This window comes from Pseudomonas chlororaphis subsp. aurantiaca, assembly GCF_013466605.1.
GTDB lineage: Bacteria > Pseudomonadota > Gammaproteobacteria > Pseudomonadales > Pseudomonadaceae > Aquipseudomonas > Aquipseudomonas chlororaphis_I.
This window is the reverse complement of record NZ_CP059162.1, coordinates 3,355,911-3,377,697: the sequence shown is the minus strand read 5'-3', so window position 1 is coordinate 3,377,697 and position 21,787 is coordinate 3,355,911. Positions and strand designations below refer to the sequence as shown.

17 protein-coding genes are annotated in these 21,787 nt (G+C 63.9%); 7 read left to right on the top strand and 10 right to left on the bottom strand.

Annotated elements, in window-relative coordinates; all coding sequences use genetic code 11:
- Positions 1-73 precede the first annotated feature (73 nt).
- Positions 74-646 (top strand): LuxR C-terminal-related transcriptional regulator, encoded by a 573-nt coding sequence (locus H0I86_RS15495; protein WP_180925708.1) that lies wholly within the window; start codon positions 74-76, stop codon positions 644-646.
- A gap of 239 nt (positions 647-885) precedes the next feature.
- On the opposite strand, the gene H0I86_RS15490 is transcribed toward H0I86_RS15495, so the two are convergent.
- Positions 886-1,944: a chitinase gene (locus H0I86_RS15490; RefSeq protein WP_180925707.1), complete on the bottom strand. Its 1,059-nt coding sequence runs from the start codon at positions 1,942-1,944 to the stop codon at positions 886-888.
- Between the two features lie 37 nt (positions 1,945-1,981).
- Positions 1,982-2,617, bottom strand: a complete 636-nt coding sequence (locus tag H0I86_RS15485; RefSeq protein WP_180925706.1) for a lytic polysaccharide monooxygenase auxiliary activity family 9 protein — start codon at positions 2,615-2,617, stop codon at positions 1,982-1,984.
- 352 nt (positions 2,618-2,969) lie between these two features.
- Here H0I86_RS15485 and H0I86_RS15480 point away from each other — a divergent pair, with 352 nt between their 5' ends.
- Entirely contained in the window at positions 2,970-3,881 is a 912-nt protein-coding gene (locus H0I86_RS15480) for a LysR substrate-binding domain-containing protein (RefSeq protein WP_180925705.1), read from the top strand.
- A 57-nt stretch (positions 3,882-3,938) separates the two neighbouring features.
- Here the strand turns inward: H0I86_RS15480 and H0I86_RS15475 are convergent, their stop codons facing one another.
- From H0I86_RS15475 to H0I86_RS15440, 8 genes are read right to left on the bottom strand one after another with little or no spacing between them, the layout of a single operon-like run.
- A complete protein-coding gene (locus H0I86_RS15475) occupies positions 3,939-4,979 on the bottom strand; it encodes a gamma-aminobutyric acid-binding protein (RefSeq protein WP_180925704.1) in 1,041 nt (346 codons plus the stop codon).
- 54 nt (positions 4,980-5,033) lie between these two features.
- Positions 5,034-6,416 (bottom strand): aspartate aminotransferase family protein, encoded by a 1,383-nt coding sequence (locus H0I86_RS15470; RefSeq protein ID WP_180925703.1) that lies wholly within the window; start codon positions 6,414-6,416, stop codon positions 5,034-5,036.
- Positions 6,413-7,849 (bottom strand): APC family permease, encoded by a 1,437-nt coding sequence (locus H0I86_RS15465; protein ID WP_180925702.1) that lies wholly within the window; start codon positions 7,847-7,849, stop codon positions 6,413-6,415. The genes H0I86_RS15470 and H0I86_RS15465 overlap by 4 nt, the downstream gene beginning before the upstream one ends.
- Before the next feature lie 57 nt (positions 7,850-7,906).
- Complete coding sequence (locus H0I86_RS15460) at positions 7,907-9,400, bottom strand: aldehyde dehydrogenase (protein ID WP_180925701.1); 1,494 nt, start codon at positions 9,398-9,400, stop codon at positions 7,907-7,909.
- Between the two features lie 33 nt (positions 9,401-9,433).
- Entirely contained in the window at positions 9,434-10,594 is a 1,161-nt protein-coding gene (gene argE / locus H0I86_RS15455; RefSeq protein ID WP_180925700.1) for an acetylornithine deacetylase, read from the bottom strand.
- Complete coding sequence (locus H0I86_RS15450) at positions 10,587-11,261, bottom strand: DUF1028 domain-containing protein (RefSeq protein ID WP_180925699.1); 675 nt, start codon at positions 11,259-11,261, stop codon at positions 10,587-10,589. The genes argE and H0I86_RS15450 overlap by 8 nt, the downstream gene beginning before the upstream one ends.
- A 10-nt stretch (positions 11,262-11,271) precedes the next feature.
- Complete coding sequence (locus H0I86_RS15445; protein ID WP_007924833.1) at positions 11,272-11,682, bottom strand: RidA family protein; 411 nt, start codon at positions 11,680-11,682, stop codon at positions 11,272-11,274.
- On the bottom strand, positions 11,682-12,998 hold the full coding sequence (locus H0I86_RS15440; RefSeq protein ID WP_180925698.1) for a flavin-containing monooxygenase: 1,317 nt from the start codon (positions 12,996-12,998) through the stop codon (positions 11,682-11,684). Before H0I86_RS15440 ends, H0I86_RS15445 begins: the two co-directional genes overlap by 1 nt.
- A 260-nt stretch (positions 12,999-13,258) precedes the next feature.
- On the opposite strand from H0I86_RS15440, the gene H0I86_RS15435 reads away from it, so the two are divergent.
- The 5 genes from H0I86_RS15435 to H0I86_RS15415 all read left to right on the top strand — a co-directional run bounded on the left by H0I86_RS15435 (position 13,259) and on the right by H0I86_RS15415 (position 21,623).
- Positions 13,259-14,836 (top strand): phospholipase effector Tle1 domain-containing protein, encoded by a 1,578-nt coding sequence (locus H0I86_RS15435; RefSeq protein WP_180925697.1) that lies wholly within the window; start codon positions 13,259-13,261, stop codon positions 14,834-14,836.
- On the top strand, positions 14,836-15,495 hold the full coding sequence (locus tag H0I86_RS15430) for a DUF2931 family protein (RefSeq protein ID WP_180925696.1): 660 nt from the start codon (positions 14,836-14,838) through the stop codon (positions 15,493-15,495). Before H0I86_RS15435 ends, H0I86_RS15430 begins: the two co-directional genes overlap by 1 nt.
- Before the next feature lie 258 nt (positions 15,496-15,753).
- Positions 15,754-17,010, top strand: a complete 1,257-nt coding sequence (gene mexE / locus H0I86_RS15425) for a multidrug efflux RND transporter periplasmic adaptor subunit MexE (RefSeq protein WP_180925695.1) — start codon at positions 15,754-15,756, stop codon at positions 17,008-17,010.
- A gap of 15 nt (positions 17,011-17,025) precedes the next feature.
- Positions 17,026-20,205, top strand: a complete 3,180-nt coding sequence (locus H0I86_RS15420) for an efflux RND transporter permease subunit (protein ID WP_180925694.1) — start codon at positions 17,026-17,028, stop codon at positions 20,203-20,205.
- Positions 20,202-21,623 (top strand): efflux transporter outer membrane subunit, encoded by a 1,422-nt coding sequence (locus H0I86_RS15415; RefSeq protein ID WP_180925693.1) that lies wholly within the window; start codon positions 20,202-20,204, stop codon positions 21,621-21,623. Before H0I86_RS15420 ends, H0I86_RS15415 begins: the two co-directional genes overlap by 4 nt.
- Positions 21,624-21,787 lie beyond the last annotated feature (164 nt).

Below are 21,787 nucleotides of genomic sequence, written 5' to 3'. Positions count from 1 at the left end.
CTACGTACGGCAGTAAGTAGTACGTACCCCCCAAAAAAAGGGACGCGCCGATAAACCCGAGGCAGGATGCCTGATGACCCTATACGCCCAGCAATTCCAGGACCTCGAGCGCCTGGCCTTCCAGGTTTCCCCCGCACCGCAGATGATCACCGGGCATCGCCGGATGCTCGACTGCAACCAGGCCTTCGTTCGCCTGTTCGGCTACGAACGCGAACACTTGCAGGGCCACCTGACCCTGTTGTTGTACCCCTCCCAGGCCGACTACCAGAGCATCGGCGAACGCAGTGAGCACTGGTTGCGCAACGGGCCCGGCGCCTTCTACTCCGACGAGCGCTTCATGCAGCATCGCAACGGCGAGGTGTTCTGGGCCCGCGCCCACGGTTTTTCCCTGACGGTCGAGGATCCCTTCAAGCTGATGGTCTGGCATTTCGAGAGCCTGGACCGCCAGCCGGCGCCGATGATCCAGTTGACCCCGCGCGAACGGGAGATCTCGCTGCATATTGTCAATGGCCTGACCTGCAAGGAAGTGGCGCGCAAGCTGGGCATTTCCCACCGCACCGTGGAAGTCCACCGCGCCCGGCTGATGAAGAAGCTTCAGGCCAAGAACAGTGCAGAGCTGGTGTCGAAGATCATCTTCATCAGTTGAACGCCCAGGCAAGCCTGTCGCCGGCACTGATGCGCAGCAGCTGCAATGGCCCGTCCACTCTGCGCCCCTGCGCCAGGACCTGGTGGACGGCACCCATCTCGAAAGCCTGAAGGTCTTATCTGCAAAAAAATCCGATGCCTTCCGACATCGGATTTTCATTGCTTGCCCTCATCGATCAGTCAACAGGCTTGGCTGTTGGAGCATCAGGCACGTCTGCCGGATGTCTCCTTGATCGAGTGTTAGTGGGCGGTCTGCGGGAGGGGCTCATCCTGCGTTGACGGGGACTGCTTGCCACCGCTGATCAACGGCCCGTAGCGCCGGCTGAATTCCTGGTTGTAGGGCACGTGGTCCTTGTTGAACCCGTTGTCCCAGTTGACCGACCAGGTCATCAGGCCCTTGATCGACAGCCCTTTGGCATGGAGGCGCTTGAACGCATTGGAAACGGCCGTCGGGTTGACCACGTACCCGGTGGCAGCGGCATCGACGTTGGCGGGCAGGCCAATGACCAATTTGTCAGGCGCAATCCTGGTGAAACCGCGAGTACCACTCACCAGGCTTTCGGTCAGGTAATAGAGGAAGTCCTCTTTCATGGCCTCGTTGTTCTGGGCAATCCAGGCCCCCTTGCCGTTGTTGGCCTCCTGAACCCAGAGGCCGTCGCCGCCCTGGTTGTAGAACTGCGGCGCGATGAAGTCGTAGTAGCCCTCCAGCGCCTTGAGGTAGTCGACGTATCGACCGGCAGCGGTCAGGTAGGGGAACTCCGGCGCCATGCTGATGATGAAATGCTTGCCCTCGGCAGCATAGTGATCCTTGACCAGCTTCAGCGCGGCAGGCAGGACGGTCTTGTTGCTGGCAGCGTCAATCGCGCTCTGTTCAAGATCGATGTCCAGCCCGTCAAAGCCGTAGGTTTCCACCAGACGGATGATTTCATTGGCCAGAGGCTGTTCGTGGCCCGGGTTCAATGCGATATGAGCGTCAGCGCCACCCAGGGACATCAGCACCGCCCTGCCCTGGCTGTTCAGCACGCCCACCTGGCGACGAAACTCGGCATCGGACAGGTTGTACGGCTTGAACGTCGGAATACCGCTGCCTTTCATGAACGCCACGGCCAGCACATTGTAGTCGCGGGGCACATCCTCCAGGTTCATATTGGCAAACTGCCCGCGCTGGTAGCCGTCCGAGGGGCCGGCCGGCCAGTTGTGCCAGTAGCCCATGAGGATTTTCTTGCCATCCAGGCTCGGCATCCGCGACGCGGCATCGTCCTGCGTCGTTTTCAGTTGGGTAAAGTCAATCTGTGACATGTTCTAATCCTTCAGAACGTTTGAATGATCCGCAGACTTATTTGAAGTCGACGTCGAAGGCCTGATAGAAGGCGTTGCCGGTATTGGCCACGATCCACATCAGGACAATCACATGACGGCCCTTTTTGTTGGCCGGCAGCTTCACCTGGTGATCGACCTTGGCCTTCAATTCGCCGGCATGGCTGTAGTAAGGCACCTGCGGATAGAAGTCCTCGGCGAAAGGTTGGGCCTCCAGTTGGGCGCGGGTGATGCGCTGTTTCGGATCCCAGCCGTCCTTGGTGATCAGCCAGCGATAGCCACGGGTGGTATGCGGTGCGGTGTACTGCCAGGTCACCTTGAAGATCTGGCCGGGGTCGACGTTGAGCAGCGGCCAGGTGAAGGCGCGGTTGAGCTTCTTGCTCATCTCCTCATCGGTGAAGTTGACGCAGTCCCGGGCATCGGTCTTGCCACCGCTGAGGATGAAGCCATCGGCCGGCGGCGCGACGCTTGGGTTGTCCGAGTCGAACGGCGCAGGGAACGGACCGGCGACCAGGGCCGGGAAGTTCTTGCCGCCTTCCATCTCATTGACCTGCCAGCCGCCCAGCAGGCCCAGGTCGATGGCGACTGCGCCGCGGGAGGCTGGGGAGGTGACGCGACCATGGCGAAGCGGCGATTGGGTTTGTGGTTTGTTCATGTTTATTGCTCCATTGATTTAAGAAACTCTCCCTTTCCAAAGGAGAGGTCTGCAAATTAACCGAGCTGGAATTTCTGTCCACGCGCCCATTTTTCGTTCTGCATCACGCTGGCAGAGGAATCGCTCGAAAATACTGGATGTATAACCAGTACACCAAGATTTCTCCTACCCACCTTGGGGTTAAAGTCCTACATGTCCAGGCGGCACCTGGAAGCCGTACCTCTACCCGCAAGCCTTTGCGGCACTGCGCGCCTACCCAGCGAAAATATGCCCACTGCCGAGCAAAATCCGCTGCAGTGCCAGCCCGCGGAGCGGGTATCGTGGGAGCAAAACCATCGGCCAGAGGTGCACTGTGGCGTCCTATTCCTTGCGTCAATTGAAGTATTTCGTCACCACCGTCGAATGTGGCAGCGTCGCCGAGGCGTCGCGCAAGCTGTATATCGCCCAGCCGTCGATTTCCACGGCGGTCAAGGGCCTGGAAGACAGCTTCGGCGTGCAGTTGCTGATCCGTCATCACGCCCAGGGCGTGTCCCTGACGCCCGGCGGCGCGCGTTTCTACCGCAAGGCCCAGGAACTGCTGCGCATGGCCCACGAGTTCGAGCAAAACGCCCTGGCCGACAACGACGTGGTGTGCGGGCAGATCGATATCGGTTGTTTCGAGACGGTCGCCCCGCTCTACCTGCCACGGCTGATCGCCGGTTTTCGCGAACGCTTTCCGGGGGTGGAGATCCGCCTGCAGGACGGCGAGCAGCAGGAACTGGTGCAGGGTTTGACCGGCGGGCGCTTCGACCTGGCGATCTTCTACGAGCACGACCTGGACAGCACCATCGAGACCGAGGCGCTGATGGCGCCGCAACGGCCTTATGCCCTGGTGCCGGCCGGGCACCGTTTTGTCGGGCAGGCCCAGGTGTCACTGCGCGACCTGGTACTGGAACCGATGATCCTGCTGGATGTGCAACCCAGCCGCACCTACTTCGTGAGCATCTTCGAGGAGTTGCAGCTGACGCCGAATATCGTCTTCGGCTCGCCGTCGATCGAGATGGTACGCGGCATGGTCGGCCAGGGGTTCGGCTTTGCCTTGCTGGTGACCAGGCCCCATGGCAGCAGCACTTATGACGGCCAGGAAGTAGTCTGTGTGGAGATTGCCGAGGATGTCACCGGTTCGGCGCTGGTGGCCGGCTGGCTGAGACGGGCGCAGCTGACCAAGCCTGCGCAGTTGTTCGTCGATTACTGCAAGGAGCAGTTCAAGGCCTGGCTGGCCTGAAGTGCCGGGCTTGCAGGAGCGGATTGACCCGCTCCTGCGGTTGGCGGTGCCGCCGGTTCAGCGCGCCGCCCAGGCATTGAAGCGTTGTTCCAGCTCCTCGCCATGGTCCACCCAGAACTCCGCGTCCACGGCCCGCGCCCCGGCCAGGTTGGCCTCGGCGGTGGGCAGTTGCTGTTGCACCGCCGCCGGCAGCAGCGCCAGCGCGTCACGGTGCACCGGCCCGTAAGGGATCTCCTCGGAGAACACCTTCTGGGTCTGCGGCTGGCTGGCGAAGGCAATGAAGTCTTCGGCCAACGCCTTGTTCGGCGTGCCCTTGACCACCGCCCAGTACTCCGGGTCGTACAGGCTTTGCGGCCAGACGATGCTCAGCTTCATGCCTTCCTTCTGCGCCGAGGCGATCCGGCCGTTGTAGGCGGCGCTCATTACCACATCGCCGGCGATCAACCATTGCGGCGGCTGCGCGCCCGCCTCCCACCACTGGATATTGCCCTTGATCTGGTCGAGCTTGGCGAACGCCCGGGTCACGCCCTCGGGAGTGCCCAGCACCTGGTACAGCTGGTCCGGCTTGACCCCGTCGGCGAGCAAGGCGATTTCCAGGGTGTACTTGGCGCCCTTGCGCAAGCCGCGCTTGCCGGGGAAGTCGGCGACGTTCCAGAAATCCGCCCAGGAGGTCGGCGCCTTGGCCAGCTTGTCCTGGTCGTAGGCCATGACCATCGACCAGACATAGGTGGCCACCCCGCATTCGCTCAGGGTCCCCGGCACGAATTGCGCCGGGTCGCCGAAGCGCGCCGGATCGAGGCGTTCGAACAGGCCTTCGTCGCAGCCACGCAACAGCTCCGGGCTTTCGACTTCGACCACGTCCCAACTGGTATGGCCGACATCGACCATGGCCTTGATTTTCGACAGCTCCCCGTTGTATTCGCCGGCGACCACGCGTCCTGCGCCGCTGGCGGTGAAAGGTTGGAAGTAGGCCTTGTCCTGGGCCTGCTTGGTGGCACCGCCAAAGGAGATGACGGTGAGGCTCTGCGGTGCGGCCGAAACAGCGCTGCACAACAGGGCCAGGGCAAAGGGAACACAGCAACGCAAGGATCTGGACATGTAGCGGTTCCTCTAACAGGCCGACGCGCCCGCGCGCGCCGGCCGCTTTTGGGCCTACAGACGACCGTATTCGCGGGCGGTCCTGTCTACGGCGGTACGGGTCTTGTCGACCAGTTCATCGATGTCGGCGTGGCTGGCCACCAGGGCCGGGGCCATGATCATCCGGCCCAGGGTCGAGCGGATGATCAGGCCCTCTTCGAAGCCGATGGTGCGGCAACGCCAGGCCATGTCGTTTTCGTTGGCGAAACGCTTGCGGCTGGCCTTGTCTTCGGCGAACTGCAAGGCCGCCACCAGCCCGGCGCCCTGCACTTCGCCAATCAACGGGTGGTGGTCGAAGACTTCGCGCAGGCAGCGCTGCAGGTAAGGCCCGGTGTCCTGCTTGACCCGGCTGACAATGCCTTCGTCGCGCAGGGCCTTGAGGTTGGCGATGGCCACCGCCGCCGCCACCGGATGGCCGGAATAGGTCAGGCCGTGGGCGAACACCCCGCCCTGCTCCACCAGCACCTCGGCCATGCGCCGGGACAGGATCAGCCCGCCCATGGGGATGTAGCCGCTGGTCAGGCCCTTGGCGATCGACAGGGTGTCGGGCTCGAAACCGAAGTGCTGGTGGGCGAACCATTCGCCGGTACGGCCGAAACCGCCGATCACTTCGTCGGCGCACAGCAGCACGTCGTACTGGCGGCAGATGCGCTGGATTTCCGGCCAGTAGCTTTGTGGCGGGAAGATCATGCCGCCGGCGCCCTGGAAGGGTTCGGCGACGAAGGCCGCGACATTCTCGGCGCCCAGTTCGAGGATCTTCTCTTCCAGCTGCCGCGCCGCGCGCAGGCCGAACTCGGCCGGAGTCAGCTCGCCTTCGTGGGCGAACCAGTACGGCTCGTCTATGTGCGCCACGTCCGGGATCACCCCGCCCATGTCGTGCATGAGCTTCATCCCGCCCAGCGCCGTGGCGCCGAGGGTCGAGCCGTGGTAGCCGTTCCAGCGACCGATCATGATCTTCTTCTGCGGCTTGCCGAGGATCTGCCAGTAGCGGCGCACGGTGCGGATCAGCACCTCGTTGGCCTCGGAGCCGGAGTTGGTGTAGATCGCGTGGCTGTAGTGCGCAGGCAGCAGGCTGAACAGCAGCTCCGACAGCTCGACCACCGCCGGGTGGGTGGTGTGGAAGAACATGTTGTAGTACGGCAGTTGCTCGAGCTGCTGGCTGGCGGCCGCGGCCAGGTCCTTGCGGCCGTAGCCGAGGTTGGTGCACCACAGGCCCGACATGCCGTCCAGGTAGCGCTTGCCGTCGTTGTCCCAGAGCGTCAGGCCCTCACCGCGCACGATCACCCGCGGCCCTTCGGCGTTCAGCGCCTTCTGGTCGAGGAACGCATGAATGTGGTGCGCGGCATCCGCGGCCTGGTAGTCGCCGGTGCTGCGGACGGGTTTCACTTGAGCGGTCATTGCGAGTCTCCTTGCGGTTTTTTATCGAGGGTGCCGAGCACGCTGGCCAGCGGCTCCGGCTTGAACAGTGGCTTGCCCATCACGCCCTTGATCCACAGCACGGCGATGATCGAGACGATCAGCAGCACGAGGCCTGCGTAGGCAAAAATCGAAAAGGTCATCTCCGGGCTGGGCGACACGTTCCAGATCGCAAACAGCATGCCGGCGATGCCGAACAGCTGCGGCAAGGGGTAGAACGGCGTGCGGAACGGCCGCGCCACCTGCGGGTAGCGCCGGCGCAGGGCGATGACGTTGACGTGGGTGATGATGTAGGCCAGCAGCCAGGCCAGGGCCGCCGAGAGCAGCAGTTGGTTGATCGCGTCGGCATGGTCGTGCATCAGCAGCAACGGCAGGCCGGTGACCGCGGCGATGAACAGCACCGCGACCCAGGGCGCGCCGGTGCGCTTGCCCTGGCGCTTGAACACGCCGAAGGCCTGGCCGTTGCGGGCCATGCCGAACAGCATGCGCGGGATCGCCGCCAGCGAACTGTTGAGGGTGCTGCAAGTGGCGGTGATCGCCGCGATCACCAGGAACACCTTGCCCGCCTCGCCGAACACCGTGGTGGCGAACAGGTAATGCGGCAGGCCGTTGCTGGCCAGTTCCGCCTGGGGCACGGTGAGCAAGGCGCCCAGGGCGTACAGGCTGATGATCACGAAGATGATGGTCAGGCCGAGCATCATCGAACCCGGGATGTTGCGCTCCGGGCGACGGGTTTCTTCCACCAGCGGGCAGACGAACTCGGCACCGACAAACCCCCAGACCGCCATCGCCGTCAGGGCGATCACCCCCAGGCCCATGGGGTTCCAGTGGGCGCTGTCGAACAGCGCCGGGTTGGGCGTGACGATGTCGCTGTTCATCGCGCTCAGGCCCATCACCAGCAACACCACGGTCATCACCACCGCCAGCACCGTCTGCAGGCGGGCGAAGATGTCGATGTTGAACAGGTTGAGCACGGTGAACAGCGCCAGTACCGCCAGGGCCACGGTCAGCGGTGGCATGGAGTGCGGATAGACCTTGTCGATGATGAACTCCATCAGCAACAGCTCGGCCGACAGGGCGAACATCGCCACCACCACGTAACCGGAAAAGGTCGCCAGGATCGCCGGGAGCTGGCCGATGGCGACTTCGGTGTAGGTGCTCAGGCTGCCGGCGCGTGGGATCATCAGCGCCAGCTCGGAGAACGAACAGGCGTAGCTCAGGGCCAGCAGGTAGGCCAGGCCCAGGGGCACGATAAAGCCCAGGCCGGCGATACCGACGCCTTGCAGCATCAGCACCATCACGCCTTGTGAGACCACCAGGCCGATGGCCACCGCCAACAGCGCGGTAAGGCCGAGTTTCTTGCGACTCGCAGGCGGCGCCAGGACGCCGGTTTGCACGCTTGCATTGCTGTTCATCGGTTGCTCCGTCTTGTTGTTCTATTTTTTGGAAGATCGGTGCTGCGCTCGGGGCCCTCAGCCCCGCAGTTGAATCCAGGTGGTTTTCAGCTGGGTGTACTTGTCGAACGAATGCAGCGACAGGTCGCGGCCAAAGCCCGACTGCTTGCCGCCGCCAAAGGGCACGGTCACATCCAGCGCGTCGACGGTGTTCACCGACACGGTTCCGGCATTCAGCCGCCGCGATACCCGATGCGCGCGATTGAGGTCGTCGGTCCACAACGACGCGGCCAGGCCATAGATGTGCTCGTTGGCCAGGGCCACCGCCTGGTCTTCGTCGTCGAACACCGTGACCGCCAGCACCGGGCCGAACACTTCTTCGCGGGCCAGGGTCATGTCGGCGGTCACACCCGTGAAGATGGTCGGCTCGATGAAGTTGCTCGAGCCGTCGAAGCTCAGTTGCCGCCCACCGCACAACAGCTGCGCGCCCTCGGCCTGGGCCTGTTCGATGTAGCGCTTGATGCGCTGCGTCTGCCGCGCATCGACGATGGCCCCGGCCCGGCTCGCCGGGTCCAGCGGATTGCCTGGCTGCCACTGGCGCGCCTTGGCCACCAGGCGCTCGATGAACCCGTCGGCGATCGAACGCTGCACCAGCAGGCGCGAGTTGGCCGAGCAGACTTCACCCTGGTTGAAGAAGATGCCGAACGCGGCTTTCTCGGCCGCCAGGTCCAGGTCCTGGCAATCGGCGAACACCAGGTTCGGGCTCTTGCCGCCACACTCCAGCCAGACCTGCTTGAGGTTCGATTGCGCGGCGTACTGCATGAAGTACTTGCCCACCTCGGTGGAACCGGTGAACACCAGGGCATCCACCTCCATGTGCAGCCCGAGGGCGCGACCGGCCTCCTCGCCCAGGCCCGGCACCACGTTGAGCACGCCCTTGGGGACGCCAGCCTCAAGGGCCAGCTCGGCCAGGCGCAGGGCCGAGAACGGCGACTGCTCGGCCGGCTTGAGCACCACGCTGTTGCCGGCGGCCAGGGCCGGGGCCAGCTTCCAGGCGGCCATGTCCAGCGGGAAATTCCACGGCACCACCGCGCCGCCCCCCCCCAGCGGCACCCGGGTGATGGTCGCCAGGACATTGCTCGCGCTCGGCGCCACCTGGTCGTAGAGCTTGTCGAGGCTTTCACCGTACCAGGCGAACACCTGGGCAGCGCCCGGCACGTCGATGCTCCAGGCATCCATCACCGGCTTGCCCATGCTCAGGGAGTCGAGCAAGGCCAGTTCGTCGCGGTGCTCCAGCATCAGCCGCGACAGGCGCAGCAGCACGGCCTTGCGCTCGCTCGGCGCCATCCTGGCCCAGGGGCCCTGCTCGAACGCACGACGGGCGCTGCGCACCGCCCGGTCGACCTCGACCTCACCGCAGGCGGCCACCTGGGCCAAGCGTTTCTCGGTGGCCGGGTTGACCACATCGAAGCGCGCGCCGCTCTCGGCCTGGCATGCCTCACCGTCGATAAAGGCGCTGTCGATCAGGCGTTGGCGTTGCGCCAGGGCTGTCCATTCGTTGAAGTCTTTCACCGCGAGTTCCTTGTTCTTATGAAGAGTCGTTTATCAGCGCTTGCAGAGGTGTTCGGCCAGGCGCTCCATCAGCCGGTCGCAGGCCGCCAGCTGTTCGACGCTGACGAATTCGTCCGGCTTGTGGCCCTGGTCCATGCTGCCGGGGCCACAGACCACCGCCGCAATGCCGGCCTGATGGAACAGCCCGCCTTCGGTGCCAAAGGCCACGGTGCTGAAGGCCGCGCTGCCACAGAGTTGCGCCACCAGTTGCGCGGCGGCGCTTTCAGGGGCAGTCGCCAACCCCGGATAGGCCGAGATCGCTTCGAAGCGGATCGCCGTGTCGGCCTTGATTGCCTGCATCGCCGGCAACAGCTCCTGTTCGGCATAGCCTTGCAGTTCGTCCACCACCGCCTGGGGCTCGAAGGCCGGCAAGGCGCGCACCTCGAAGTCGAAGCGGCAGTCGGCCGGGACGATATTCAGCGCCGTGCCGCCCTGGATCACCCCGACCTGCACGGTGGAGAACGCCGGGTCGAAACGGGCGTCGTGATGCTCGGGGGCCGCCAGGCGCTGGCCGATCTCCCCCAGCCGGCCGATCAGCCGCGCCGCCTGCTCGATGGCGTTGACCCCGTAAGGCGCATAGGCCGAATGGCACGGCGCGCCATGCACATGGCAACGCATGGCCAGCTTGCCCTTGTGGCCGAGCACCGGTTTGAGCTCGGTGGGCTCGCCGATCAGGCACAGCGCCGGTTGGAGAATGCGCTGTGGCAACAGCTCCAGCAGGCTGCGCACGCCGAGGCAGCCGACCTCCTCGTCATAGGAGAACGCCAGGTGCACCGGCCGGCGCAGGGGGCTTTCGAGAAACAGCGGCACCGCGGCCAGCACCGAGGCCAGGTAGCCTTTCATGTCGGCGGTGCCGCGCCCGTAGAGCTTGCCGTCGCGCTCGGTCAGGCTGAAGGGTTCGAACGTCCAGGGCTGGCCGTCCACCGGCACCACGTCGGTGTGCCCGGACAGCACGATGCCGCCTTCCAGCGCCGGGCCGATGCTGGCCAGCAGGTTGGCCTTGGTCCGCTCGGCGTTGTAGATCAGCTCGCAGCTCACGCCCAGGCCGTGCAGGTAGTCGCGCACGAACTCGATCAGGGCCAGGTTCGAATCGCGGCTGACCGTGGCAAAACCCACTAGCCTGGCCAGCAAGGCGCGGCTGCGCAGCTCACTCATCGCCCGGTACTCCGTAGCTCGGCGCCAGGGTCGGGTTGAGGGCGCGGATCAGGTAGTCCTGCAGCTGCGGCTCGTAGGCGCTCCAGAGTTTCTGCAGCTCGCCGATGGGGTTGGCCTCGGCCCAGTCCACCCGCAGGTCGACGATCGGCCAGACCAGCTCGCCGACCACCGACAGCGCCGCCGAATGCACCGCGCCCGCCTCGCCCCCGGCGTCCTGCCCGGCCTGCAGCGCGCTGAGCAGCCGCGCCGCCAGGCAGCCTTCGCTGCTTTCGAAGGCCTCGACCATGCGTTCGATCACTGTGCTGTTGGCCAGCAGGTTGCCGGCCGCCACGCACTGCTCACCGGCCACGGCATTGTTAATGCCCAGCGCGTGGTTGCCGCTGAACACCGCCGTGCGCCCCTGGGCATCCACCACCGCCACCTGGCGGTACTGGCTGTAGCCGTTGCGGGTCAGTGCCCGGTCCAGGGCCTGCGCGGGCGCCAGGCCTTCGCCCAGGCCGTCGAGCACCTGCGGGCCGAGGGCCGGCAAGGTGATGTTCTGGCTCGACACCGCACCCACCCCGCTGCGCAACCAGGGGCAGCGGGCGCCGACGGCGATGCTCGACGAGCTGATGGCAATGCCCAGCTGGCCGGTTTCGGCGCAGCGGCCGACGATGGAGAAAGTCATGGCGAACTCCTTATTCGGGGATGACCGCGATCACGTCGATTTCCATCAGCCACTGCGGCTGGCCCAGGGCGCTGACCACCAGCCCGGTGGAGATCGGGAACACGCCCTTGAGCCACTTGCCGACCTCCTGGTAGACCGGCTCGCGGTAACGCGGGTCGATCAGGTAGGTGGTGGTCTTGACGATATGGCTGAGGTCGCTGCCGGCCTCTTCCAGCAATTGCTTGACGTTGCGCATGGCCTGTTCGGCCTGGGCCCGCGGATCACCGAGGCCGACCAACTGGCCATTGAAGTCAGTGCCGACCTGGCCGCGCACATACACGGTGTTGCCGGCGCGCACGGCCTGGCACAGGTCGTTGTCCAGGCTCTGGTTCGGGTAGGTGTCTTTGGTGTTGAACATGCGGATGCGGGTATGCGTAGGCATCAGCGGGCTCCCATGAGGCTGGCAGGTTGAGTGGAGGACTCGCGGTCGGCTTGACGCTGCGCGGCGTCGCGGTAATCGAAGTAGAGGCGCTGCTTGACGATGTGCTCGGCGATGTGCCGGGCGTCGTGCCACACGCCCCAGATAAATGCCGAGCCACGGCGCGACAGCCACGGCAGGCCGACGAAATAGACCCCGGGCTCGCTGGACACGCCGCGCTGGTGCCGGGGCTTGCCGTTGTCCTTGAAGGCATCGACCTGCAGCCAGCTGTAGTCCACCGAATAGCCGGTGGCCCAGATGATGGTGCCGACGCCGGCCTTGGCCAGGTCGAGCTCGAGGATCGGCTGGGTCAGGCACGGCGGGTCCGGCAGCATCACCCGAGCTTCGGGTTCTTCCGGCAGATCCAGGCCGTTGCGGGCGATGTAGGCATCGGCGGCATCGAGCAGCGCCAGGTAGTTTTCGTCGCCGCGGGCAATGTTCTCGGCCAGGTTGGCCTCGAAGCGGGCCACGCCGTTCTCGAAGGTCTTGGTCAGGCCGACCAGGGTCATGCCCTGGTGGGCCAGCCGGCGAAAGTCCACGGTATGCCCGCCACGGGCGCCGCTGACGGCGATGGTCACGTGCTCCTTGCCCGGCTGCATGGTCTCGGCATCCCATTCGCCCAGCACCCCCAGCCACCAGCAGAAGTCACGGTTGCGGTAGGCCCGCGGCGGACGGTCATGGGCCCCGACCGAGAGATAGACCTGCTTGCCGGCGCGTTGCAGCTCATCGGCGATCTGCACCCCAGAGGAGCCCGCCCCCACCACCAGCACCGCGCCTTCGGGCAGCTGCTGCGGGTTGCGGTAGGCCGCCGAGTGCATCTGCAGCACACGCGGATCTTGCGGGGCGATCGGCGGGATCACCGGGCACTGGAACGGACCGGTGGCCACCACCACCTGCCGGGCTTCGATCACACCGTCGCTGGTGTCCACGGTAAAGCCCGGACGGGCGGCGTTACGCACCACCTTCCTGACTTCGACGCCGGTGCGGATCGGCGCATTGAATTTACGGGCGTAGGTTTCGAAGTAGTCGGCCACCTGGTCCTTGCCGGCAAAGGCATCGGGGTCCAGGCCTGCGAATTCCAGGCCGGGAAAGCGGTCGTGCCAGGCCGGGCCGTTGGCCACCAGCGAATCCCAGCGCCCGGTGCGCCAGGCTTCGGCGATGCGGTTGCGTTCCAGCACCAGGTGCGGCACGCCCAGGCGGCTCAGGTGTTCGCTCATGGCCACGCCGGCTTGGCCGGCGCCCACTACAAGCGTGTCGATTGTTGTTTTATGGGTTGTCATGTCTGCGCCCTGTTGAGTGATCCCACGTAGGCAGCCGTGGGAGGTGTAGGACGCATTCTGGGAGAAGGCGGAAAATGCCGAAATTATGATTTTTGTGGTTGCTAGAGAGTAAAAAACTCTCTGGCTATCTAGGGATCCTGTGCATCAGCCCTACAACAGAATCAGCCCCTGCTCAGCCCCTTGCAGAATCCTCCTAAATCCTTGCCCCGCCATTCCCGGTACGGTTTCCAGCGACCCTTTCGCCCGAACCAGGACCCGCCATGGCCAGCAACGGACCCGGGCCAATGCCCAATCTTCTACGGCCCGCCACCCCCAACCAGCGCCCTGCCGAACGCGCCGCCGAAACCGCCCCACCCAGCTACGGCGAACAACTCTGGGCCCAATATGAGAAATACGCCAAGGAACCTGCGCCAGCGCCGGAAAAGGTCCAGGTGGCGCTGCGCATCGGCGTGTTTTTAGACGGTACCGGCAACAACGCCAGCAACTCGGCCATGGGGCAGCTTTGTGGGGCCCAACACCCTATCGATGCCAGGGATATCGATGGCAGTTGCAAGCCGTATATGAAGGATCCGCAGAGCAGTTATGGGAATGATGTGAGCAATGTTAAGCGGTTGAGTGATTTGTACTATTCCAGCCGGGAAATCGAGGGTAGAGAACTGCAAAAGCGTGCTTTTCGTTCAATCTATGTCGAGGGTATCGGCACACAGACGGGTGAAAAAGACAGCCTGATCACCTCAGGTACAGGGCGTGGTGACACCGGAATATTGGGATGTGTGCAAAGGGCTTTCCGTGAGATCAACGAACATATCAACGATATCCACACAGAGAATCCCGAAGGCGAGATCACGTCACTGATCTTCGATACTTTTGGCTTTAGCCGAGGCGCGGCAGCGGCCCGGCATTTTGCCAATGAAGTTGTGCGCTGGCTCGGGCCACTCGAACTGATTCTGCACGACCACTCCAAGGCCTTCAGCCCTAACTTCAATCGACAGTACGGCCACGATGTCGACATGGGTTTTATTGGTCTTTTCGACACTGTGCCGTCAGTTGCTGGCTTGAGCAATCTGGGCAACGTGCGCAGCGCCATTGCCCCAGGTATCAAGCTGCACCTCGATCGTCGCTATTTTCACTCAGTAGTCCAACTGGTCGCCCGCGACGAGTACCGGGCCAACTTTTCCCTGAGCCAGGTCAAACCCGATCATGTGGAGATCCCCCTACCTGGCGCACATTCGGATATCGGCGGCGGTTATCTGGATGAGGTGCAGGAGTGTGTACTGGTCAGTTCGATGCAGGCGCTGGAAGTGCCGATCAATACTGACGTGACCCAGACCTCGATTTACCGGGAAGCTGCCCAGACAAGAAAACGCTGGCTGGCCGAGGGTTGGCCCGCACAATGGCTGGAAATCATCACACCGGAGCCGATGGTTCTGCCGCAAGATCCAAAGGACCGCCTCGGCTCACGAAAAGAACGGATATATGCCGGCCTGCAACTCAAGCGCCCTATGAGCAACAGGCTATCGAGGGTGTATCTACGCGTCATGTATGAACTGGCCAGGGAGAATGGTGTGCGCTTCAACGCCATCGACGAACAGGATCTGGACTACGCCATCCCGCAAGAGCTGCAAGCCCTTTGTGACAGATTTGTCGCCGGTGACTACAGTACGACTCCAGCCGAAGAGACCATGCTCAAGCTGCGTTATATCCATCTCTCGGCCCACTGGAACCACCCGTTTGGCAAACAGGATGGCGGCAGCCTTAAAGTCGTCTATATCAATGCCCCCACGGTGGATGCTGTGCGTGTGCAACACCCTCACGTACCTGACTGGACGCTTTGGTAATGAGAATGTTCATCGCCCTGCTGGGCGCACTACTGCTAACTGGTTGCTTGACCAGCGATCCGCTATCTGGAGAAAACGACCCCAAGGCACCTTGGTGGCAGCTTGGCTTCAGTGAGCCGTTCTATATGAAAGTTTGGGTTGAAGACAGCGCTGTTGAAGATATCAACGGCAAGCTATTCCTTCGCACTGGCGGCGGCTCCGCTGCAGGTGGTGATATGGGTTACGACAAAGAGTGGGCCAGAGGATGGGGCGGGAAGGGAGTTGGAGGTAGTGGTAAGTCAGTGGTTGGCGCCGACCTGCCCAAGCGCATTTTCGTACGCTGGCAATCGGTCGTAGAGCCACAGGCTTATCGGGCATGGGTGGATATCCCGGAAGAGGCCCGGAAAATCATGACCACCTCGACTAACCGACGCTGCCCGGAAACTCCGCATCAGACTGCTCGCTATATGGCATCGGTCTATTTAGGCCTGGCCCCCGGTGGCATCGTACAAGTCTGGGTCAGAGATGAATGCCGCAACACGGTCAAAGTCGCCCGTGCGCAAGCTGAGATTGAACCGCTGGGGCCGCACCTGGGTAAATCAAACGGGCACTACTACCCGCTACCCGAGAACTCCAAGCGGTACATAGAGAAGTACGGCATTCCCTATGGCAGCTGGTAGGCAAAGTCATTACTTACCCGATCGATATTCAATGGCTCGCGATAAGCATCAGCGGCTCGCCCTCCCACCCTTGCAATCCCGGAAACAATGAAATTCCGTTTAAGGAATTGATAGCCCCCTAACTAAAGGTGCAAGCTAGAGAGCTTTCATCGCGCTTATATCATTCCGAATGATAGTTACCTTCGGCTCATTCGATTCGTGCGATACAACCCCTGCCGAGCATCATCCGCCCATCTCAAATACATTGGCGGATGATCCATGGAACAGTCACTCAAACACTTACGCTTCCCTCTCGCATTATTGGCTGTGCTGGTGATGAGCGCCTGTGGCAAGGCGCCGCAAACGGCCGCCAACATGCCCGCCGCCAAAGTCAGTGTGGCCAAGGTGCTGGAGCAACCGGTCAACGAATGGGACGAGTTCACCGGGCGCCTCGAGGCGCCTGAAACCGTACAGATCCGCCCACGGGTTTCTGGCCAGATCGACCAGGTGGCCTTCACCGAAGGCGCCCTGGTGAAGAAAGGCGACCTGCTGTTCCAGATCGACCCACGGCCGTTCCAGGCCGAAGTACGCCGCCTGGAAGCCCAACTGCAACAAGCCCGCGCCACCGCCACCCGCAGTGCCAATGAAGCCCAGCGCGGCCAGCGCCTGCTGACCAGCAACGCGATTTCCGCCGAACTGGCCGACACCCGCACCAGCGCCGCCCAGGAAGCCCGCGCCGGGGTCGACGCGATCCAGGCGCAACTGGACGTGGCCAAGCTCAACCTGAGCTTCACCCGGGTCAGCGCGCCCATCAGCGGCCGCGTCAGCCGCGCCGAAATCACCGCCGGCAACCTGGTGACCGCCGACGTCACCCCGCTGACCAGCGTGGTCTCCACCGACAAGGTCTACGCCTACTTCGACGCCGACGAGCGTGTGTACCTCAAGTACACCCAGCTCGCCCGCCAGGGCCAACGTGGCCAGACCACCCCGGTCTACCTCGGCCTGTCCAATGAAGAAGGCCACCCACACCTGGGCCAGATGAACTTCGTCGACAACCAGGTCAACCCGCAGACCGGCACCATCCGCGGTCGCGCGGTGTTCGACAACAGCGACGGCAGCTACACCCCGGGCCTCTATGCACGCCTGAAGCTGGTGGGCAGCGGCACCTACTCCGCCGTGCTGATCAACGACGAAGCGGTGGGTACCGACCTGGGCAAGAAGTTCGTGCTGGTGATGGACGCCGACAACAAGCCGGCGTACCGCGCCGTCGAGTTGGGGCCGAAGATCGAAGGCCTGCGCATTGTGCGTAACGGCCTGAACAAGGACGACACCATCATCGTCAAGGGTCTGCAGCGAGCCCGTCCGGGCGCGCCGGTCAGCCCTGAAGTAGTGCCGATGGCCAGCAAGGAAACCCTCGCCGCCCTGGCGCAACAACGACAAGCCCTGGAAGCCAGCAACCTGCCTCAAGTCGCCCCCGCCAAGGGCGCGCCTGAAGCGGCTGCGAAACTGGCCAGCGCTGCGACTCCACGCGGTTAAGGGAAAAGACTCAAGATGAATTTCTCCCAATTCTTCATTTCACGGCCGATCTTCGCAGCGGTGCTGTCGCTGCTGATCCTGATCGCCGGCTCCATTTCGCTGTTCCAGCTGCCCATCAGCGAATACCCGGAAGTGGTACCGCCGACCGTGGTGGTGCGCGCCAACTTCCCGGGCGCCAACCCGAAAGTCATCGGCGAAACCGTGGCCGCGCCTCTCGAGCAGGCCATCACCGGGGTCGAGAACATGCTCTACATGTCCTCGCAGTCCACCGCCGACGGCAAGATCACCCTGACCATCACCTTCGCCCTGGGCACCGACCTGGACAACGCCCAGGTGCAGGTGCAGAACCGCGTGACCCGGACCGAGCCCAAACTGCCTGAAGAGGTGACGCGCATCGGTATCACCGTGGACAAGGCGTCGCCCGACCTGACCATGGTCGTGCACTTGACCTCGCCGGACAAACGCTACGACATGCTCTACCTGTCCAACTACGCCATCCTCAACATCAAGGATGAGCTGGCGCGCCTGGGCGGTGTCGGCGACGTGCAGCTGTTCGGCATGGGCGACTACTCGCTGCGGGTCTGGCTCGATCCGAACAAGACCGCTTCGCGCAACCTGACCGCCACCGACGTGGTCACCGCCATTCGCGAGCAGAACCGCCAGGTCGCCGCCGGTACCCTGGGCGCCCCGCCCGCGCCGAGCGCCACCAGCTTCCAGCTGTCGGTCAACACCCAGGGTCGCCTGGTGACCGAGGAAGAGTTCGAGAACATCATCATCCGCGCAGGCAGTAACGGCGAGATCACTCGCCTGAAAGACATCGCCCGGGTCGAGCTGGGTTCCAACCAGTACGCCCTGCGTTCGCTGCTGAACAACCAGCCGGCGGTGGCGATCCCGATCTTCCAGCGCCCTGGCTCCAACGCCATCGAGATCTCCAACGAAGTGCGGGCCAAGATGGCCGAGCTGAAGCAGAGCTTCCCGCAAGGCATGGACTTCAGCATCGTCTACGACCCGACCATCTTCGTCCGCGGCTCCATCGAGGCCGTGGTGCATACCCTGTTCGAAGCGCTGATCCTGGTGGTGCTGGTGGTGATCCTGTTCCTGCAGACCTGGCGCGCCTCGATCATCCCGCTGGTGGCGGTGCCGGTCTCGCTGATCGGTACCTTTGCCGTGATGCACCTGTTCGGCTTCTCGCTCAACGCCCTGTCGCTGTTCGGGCTGGTGCTGGCCATCGGTATCGTGGTGGACGACGCCATCGTGGTGGTGGAAAACGTCGAGCGTAATATCGGCCTCGGGCTGAACCCGGTGGAAGCCACCAAGCGCGCCATGCGCGAAGTGACCGGGCCGATCATCGCCACCGCCCTGGTGCTCTGCGCGGTGTTCGTGCCGGCGGCCTTCATCAGCGGCCTGACCGGACAGTTCTACAAGCAGTTCGCCCTGACCATCGCGATCTCCACGGTGATCTCGGCCTTCAACTCCCTGACCCTGTCGCCGGCCCTGGCCGCGGTCTTGCTCAAGGACCACCACGCACCGAAGGACGGCTTCTCCAGGTTCCTCGACAGGTTGCTGGGCGGCTGGCTGTTCAAACCCTTCAACCGCTTCTTCGACCGCGCAAGCGGTGGCTACGTCGGCACCGTGCGCCGGGTGATCCGTGGCAGTGGCATCGCCCTGTTCCTCTACGCGGGCCTGATGGTGCTGACCTGGTTCGGCTTCGCCCACACGCCGATGGGCTTCGTCCCGGCCCAGGACAAGCAATACCTGGTGGCCTTCGCCCAACTGCCGGACGCCGCGAGCCTGGACCGCACCGAGGACGTGATCAAGCGCATGTCCGATATCGCCCTGAAACAACCGGGCGTGGAAAGCGCGGTGGCCTTCCCCGGCCTGTCGATCAACGGTTTCACCAACAGCCCGAACAACGGCATCGTGTTCGTGACCCTCAAGCCTTTCGACGAGCGCAAGGACCCGAGCATGTCCGCCGGGGCCATCGCCGGCGCCCTGAACGGCAAGTACGCCGATATCCAGGAAGCCTACATGGCGATCTTCCCACCGCCGCCGGTACAGGGCCTGGGAACCATTGGCGGCTTCCGCCTGCAGGTCGAGGACCGCAGCGGCATGGGGTACGAAGAGCTGTATAAAGAAGTGCAGAACGTCATCGCCAAGAGTCGCAGCGTGCCGGAACTGGCCGGGCTGTTCACCAGCTATCAGGTCAACGTGCCTCAGGTCGATGCGGCTATCGACCGGGAAAAGGCCAAGACCCACGGCGTGGCCATCAGCGATATCTTCGACACCCTGCAAGTCTACCTGGGCTCGCTGTACGCCAACGACTTCAACCGTTTTGGCCGTACCTACCAGGTCAACGTCCAGGCCGAACAGCAGTTCCGTCTCGAGGCCGAGCAGATCGGCCAGTTGAAAGTGCGCAACAACAAGGGCGAGATGATCCCGCTGGCGACCTTCATCAAGGTCAGCGACACCGCCGGTCCCGACCGCGTGATGCACTACAACGGCTTCGTCACCGCGGAAATCAACGGCGCGGCCGCACCGGGCTACAGCTCCGGCCAGGCGGAAGCGGCGATCGAGAAACTGCTCAAGGAAGAACTGCCCAACGGCATGACCTACGAATGGACCGAGCTGACCTACCAGCAGATCCTTGCCGGTAACACCGCACTGTTCGTCTTCCCGCTCTGCGTGCTGCTGGCGTTCCTGGTACTGGCCGCGCAATACGAGAGCTGGAGCCTGCCGCTGGCGGTGATCCTGATCGTACCGATGACCCTGCTGTCGGCCATCGCCGGGGTGATCCTGTCCGGTGGCGACAACAACATCTTCACCCAGATCGGCCTGATCGTACTGGTGGGCCTGGCGTGCAAGAACGCGATCCTGATCGTCGAGTTCGCCAAGGACAAACAGGAAGAAGGCCTCGACCCGCTGGCCGCGGTGCTGGAAGCCTGCCGTCTGCGTCTGCGGCCGATCCTGATGACCTCGTTCGCCTTCATCATGGGTGTGGTGCCCCTGGTGTTCTCCAGCGGTGCGGGTGCGGAAATGCGGCATGCCATGGGTGTCGCGGTGTTCTCCGGGATGCTCGGGGTGACCTTCTTCGGCCTGCTGCTGACCCCGGTGTTCTACGTCCTGATCCGCAAATATGTGGAGCGCAGCGAAGCCCGCAAAGCGACCCGTGCCCTGAAACTGGAGGCGCAACAATGAGCCTGAAAGTCTTCCTGCCGAGCTTGCTGGTACTGGCCCTGAGTGCCTGTGCCGTCGGCCCGGACTACCAGACCCCGACTACCGAGGCGGCCCATATCACGGCCGCCACCGACGGCGCCGCGGGCCAGAAGAATTTCGACCGCGCGCGTTTCGAAGGCATCTGGTGGCAGCAGTTCGACGACCCGGTGCTCAACCAGCTGGTGACCCAATCCCTGCAGGGCAACCGTGAGTTGCGCGTGGCCTTCGCCCGCCTGCGGGCCGCCCGGGCGATTCGCGACGACGCCAGCAACGATGCGATGCCGACCATCACCAGCCGCGCCAGCAGCGACCTGGCCAAGGGTCAGATCCCCGGCCAGACCACTCGCCGGGTCAATAGCGAACGCTACGACCTGGGCCTGGACATGGCCTGGGAACTGGACCTGTTCGGCCGCATCCAGCGCAATCTGGAAGCCAGCGAAGCCGACCAGCAGGCCGCCGAGGCCGACCTCTACCAGCTGCAAGTCACCATGATTGCCGAGCTGGTGGACGCCTACGGCCAACTGCGCGGCGCCCAGCTGCGGGAAAAGATCGCCCTGGCCAACCTGACCAACCAGCAGGAGTCGCGCAAGATCACCGAAAGCCTGCGTGACGCCGGCGTCGGCGATCAGCTCGACGTGGTCCGCGCCGATGCGCGCCTGGCCGCGGTAGAAGCCAGCGTGCCGCAACTGCAGGCCGAACAGGTGCGCCAGCGCAACCGTATCGCCACCCTGCTGGGCGAGCGTCCGGACAAGCTCAGCGTCGACCTCAAGCCCGCGCAGCTGCCGGCGATTGCCAAGGCCCTGCCGATCGGCGACCCGGGCGAACTGCTGCAGCGCCGTCCGGACATTCTCAGCGCCGAACGCCAGCTGGCCGCCGCCACCGCGCGGATCGGCGTGGCCAAGGCCGACCTGTTCCCCCGGGTCAGCCTCAGTGGTTTCCTCGGCTTCACCGCCGGGCGTGGTTCGCAGATCGGCTCCTCGGCCGCCAATGCCTGGGCCCTGGGCCCGAGCATCACCTGGGCCGCCTTCGACCTGGGGAGCGTGCGCGCCCGTCTGCGCGGCGCCAATGCCGACGCCGACGGCGCCCTGGCGACCTACGAGCAGCAAGTGCTGCTGGCCCTGGAAGAGTCGGAAAACGCTTTCAGCGATTACGGCAAGCGCCAGCAACGGCTGATCTCGCTGATTCGCCAGAGCGAGTCGAGCCGCGCCGCGGCGGACCTGGCGCAGATCCGCTACCGCGAAGGCACCGTCGATTTCCTGGTGCTGCTCGACGCCCAGCGCGAACGCCTGGCCGCCGAAGACTCCCAGGCCCAGGCCGAAGTCGACCTGTACCGTGGCATCGTCGCCATCTACAAGGCCCTGGGGGGTGGCTGGCAGCCTGAGACGGTCGCCAGCAAGTAAGGCTTCAACCGAGCTCCTTTGGTTGGCCGCAACCAACCAAATTCTTGCCCCGTGTTCTCATTCGGTCACGGGGCTTTTTTTGCCCCCCAAAAAGCATCGCGGGCAAGCCTCGCGCCTACAGACGACTGGCTTCTGTAAGAGCAAGCGGGCGGCGATCCGACTTG

Excerpts from the sequence above, each read along its gene's own strand:
- H0I86_RS15495 (WP_180925708.1), top strand. The coding sequence starts at position 74 with ATGACCCTATACGCCCAGCAATTCCAGGACCTCGAGCGCCTGGCCTTC.
- H0I86_RS15490 (WP_180925707.1), bottom strand. The coding sequence starts at position 1,944 with ATGTCACAGATTGACTTTACCCAACTGAAAACGACGCAGGACGATGCC.
- H0I86_RS15485 (WP_180925706.1), bottom strand. The coding sequence starts at position 2,617 with ATGAACAAACCACAAACCCAATCGCCGCTTCGCCATGGTCGCGTCACC.
- H0I86_RS15475 (WP_180925704.1), bottom strand. The coding sequence starts at position 4,979 with ATGTCCAGATCCTTGCGTTGCTGTGTTCCCTTTGCCCTGGCCCTGTTG.
- H0I86_RS15470 (WP_180925703.1), bottom strand. The coding sequence starts at position 6,416 with ATGACCGCTCAAGTGAAACCCGTCCGCAGCACCGGCGACTACCAGGCC.
- H0I86_RS15465 (WP_180925702.1), bottom strand. The coding sequence starts at position 7,849 with ATGAACAGCAATGCAAGCGTGCAAACCGGCGTCCTGGCGCCGCCTGCG.
- argE (WP_180925700.1), bottom strand. The coding sequence starts at position 10,594 with ATGAGTGAGCTGCGCAGCCGCGCCTTGCTGGCCAGGCTAGTGGGTTTT.
- H0I86_RS15450 (WP_180925699.1), bottom strand. The coding sequence starts at position 11,261 with ATGACTTTCTCCATCGTCGGCCGCTGCGCCGAAACCGGCCAGCTGGGC.
- H0I86_RS15445 (WP_007924833.1), bottom strand. The coding sequence starts at position 11,682 with ATGCCTACGCATACCCGCATCCGCATGTTCAACACCAAAGACACCTAC.
- H0I86_RS15440 (WP_180925698.1), bottom strand. The coding sequence starts at position 12,998 with ATGACAACCCATAAAACAACAATCGACACGCTTGTAGTGGGCGCCGGC.
- H0I86_RS15435 (WP_180925697.1), top strand. The coding sequence starts at position 13,259 with ATGGCCAGCAACGGACCCGGGCCAATGCCCAATCTTCTACGGCCCGCC.
- H0I86_RS15430 (WP_180925696.1), top strand. The coding sequence starts at position 14,836 with ATGAGAATGTTCATCGCCCTGCTGGGCGCACTACTGCTAACTGGTTGC.
- mexE (WP_180925695.1), top strand. The coding sequence starts at position 15,754 with ATGGAACAGTCACTCAAACACTTACGCTTCCCTCTCGCATTATTGGCT.
- H0I86_RS15420 (WP_180925694.1), top strand. The coding sequence starts at position 17,026 with ATGAATTTCTCCCAATTCTTCATTTCACGGCCGATCTTCGCAGCGGTG.
- H0I86_RS15415 (WP_180925693.1), top strand. The coding sequence starts at position 20,202 with ATGAGCCTGAAAGTCTTCCTGCCGAGCTTGCTGGTACTGGCCCTGAGT.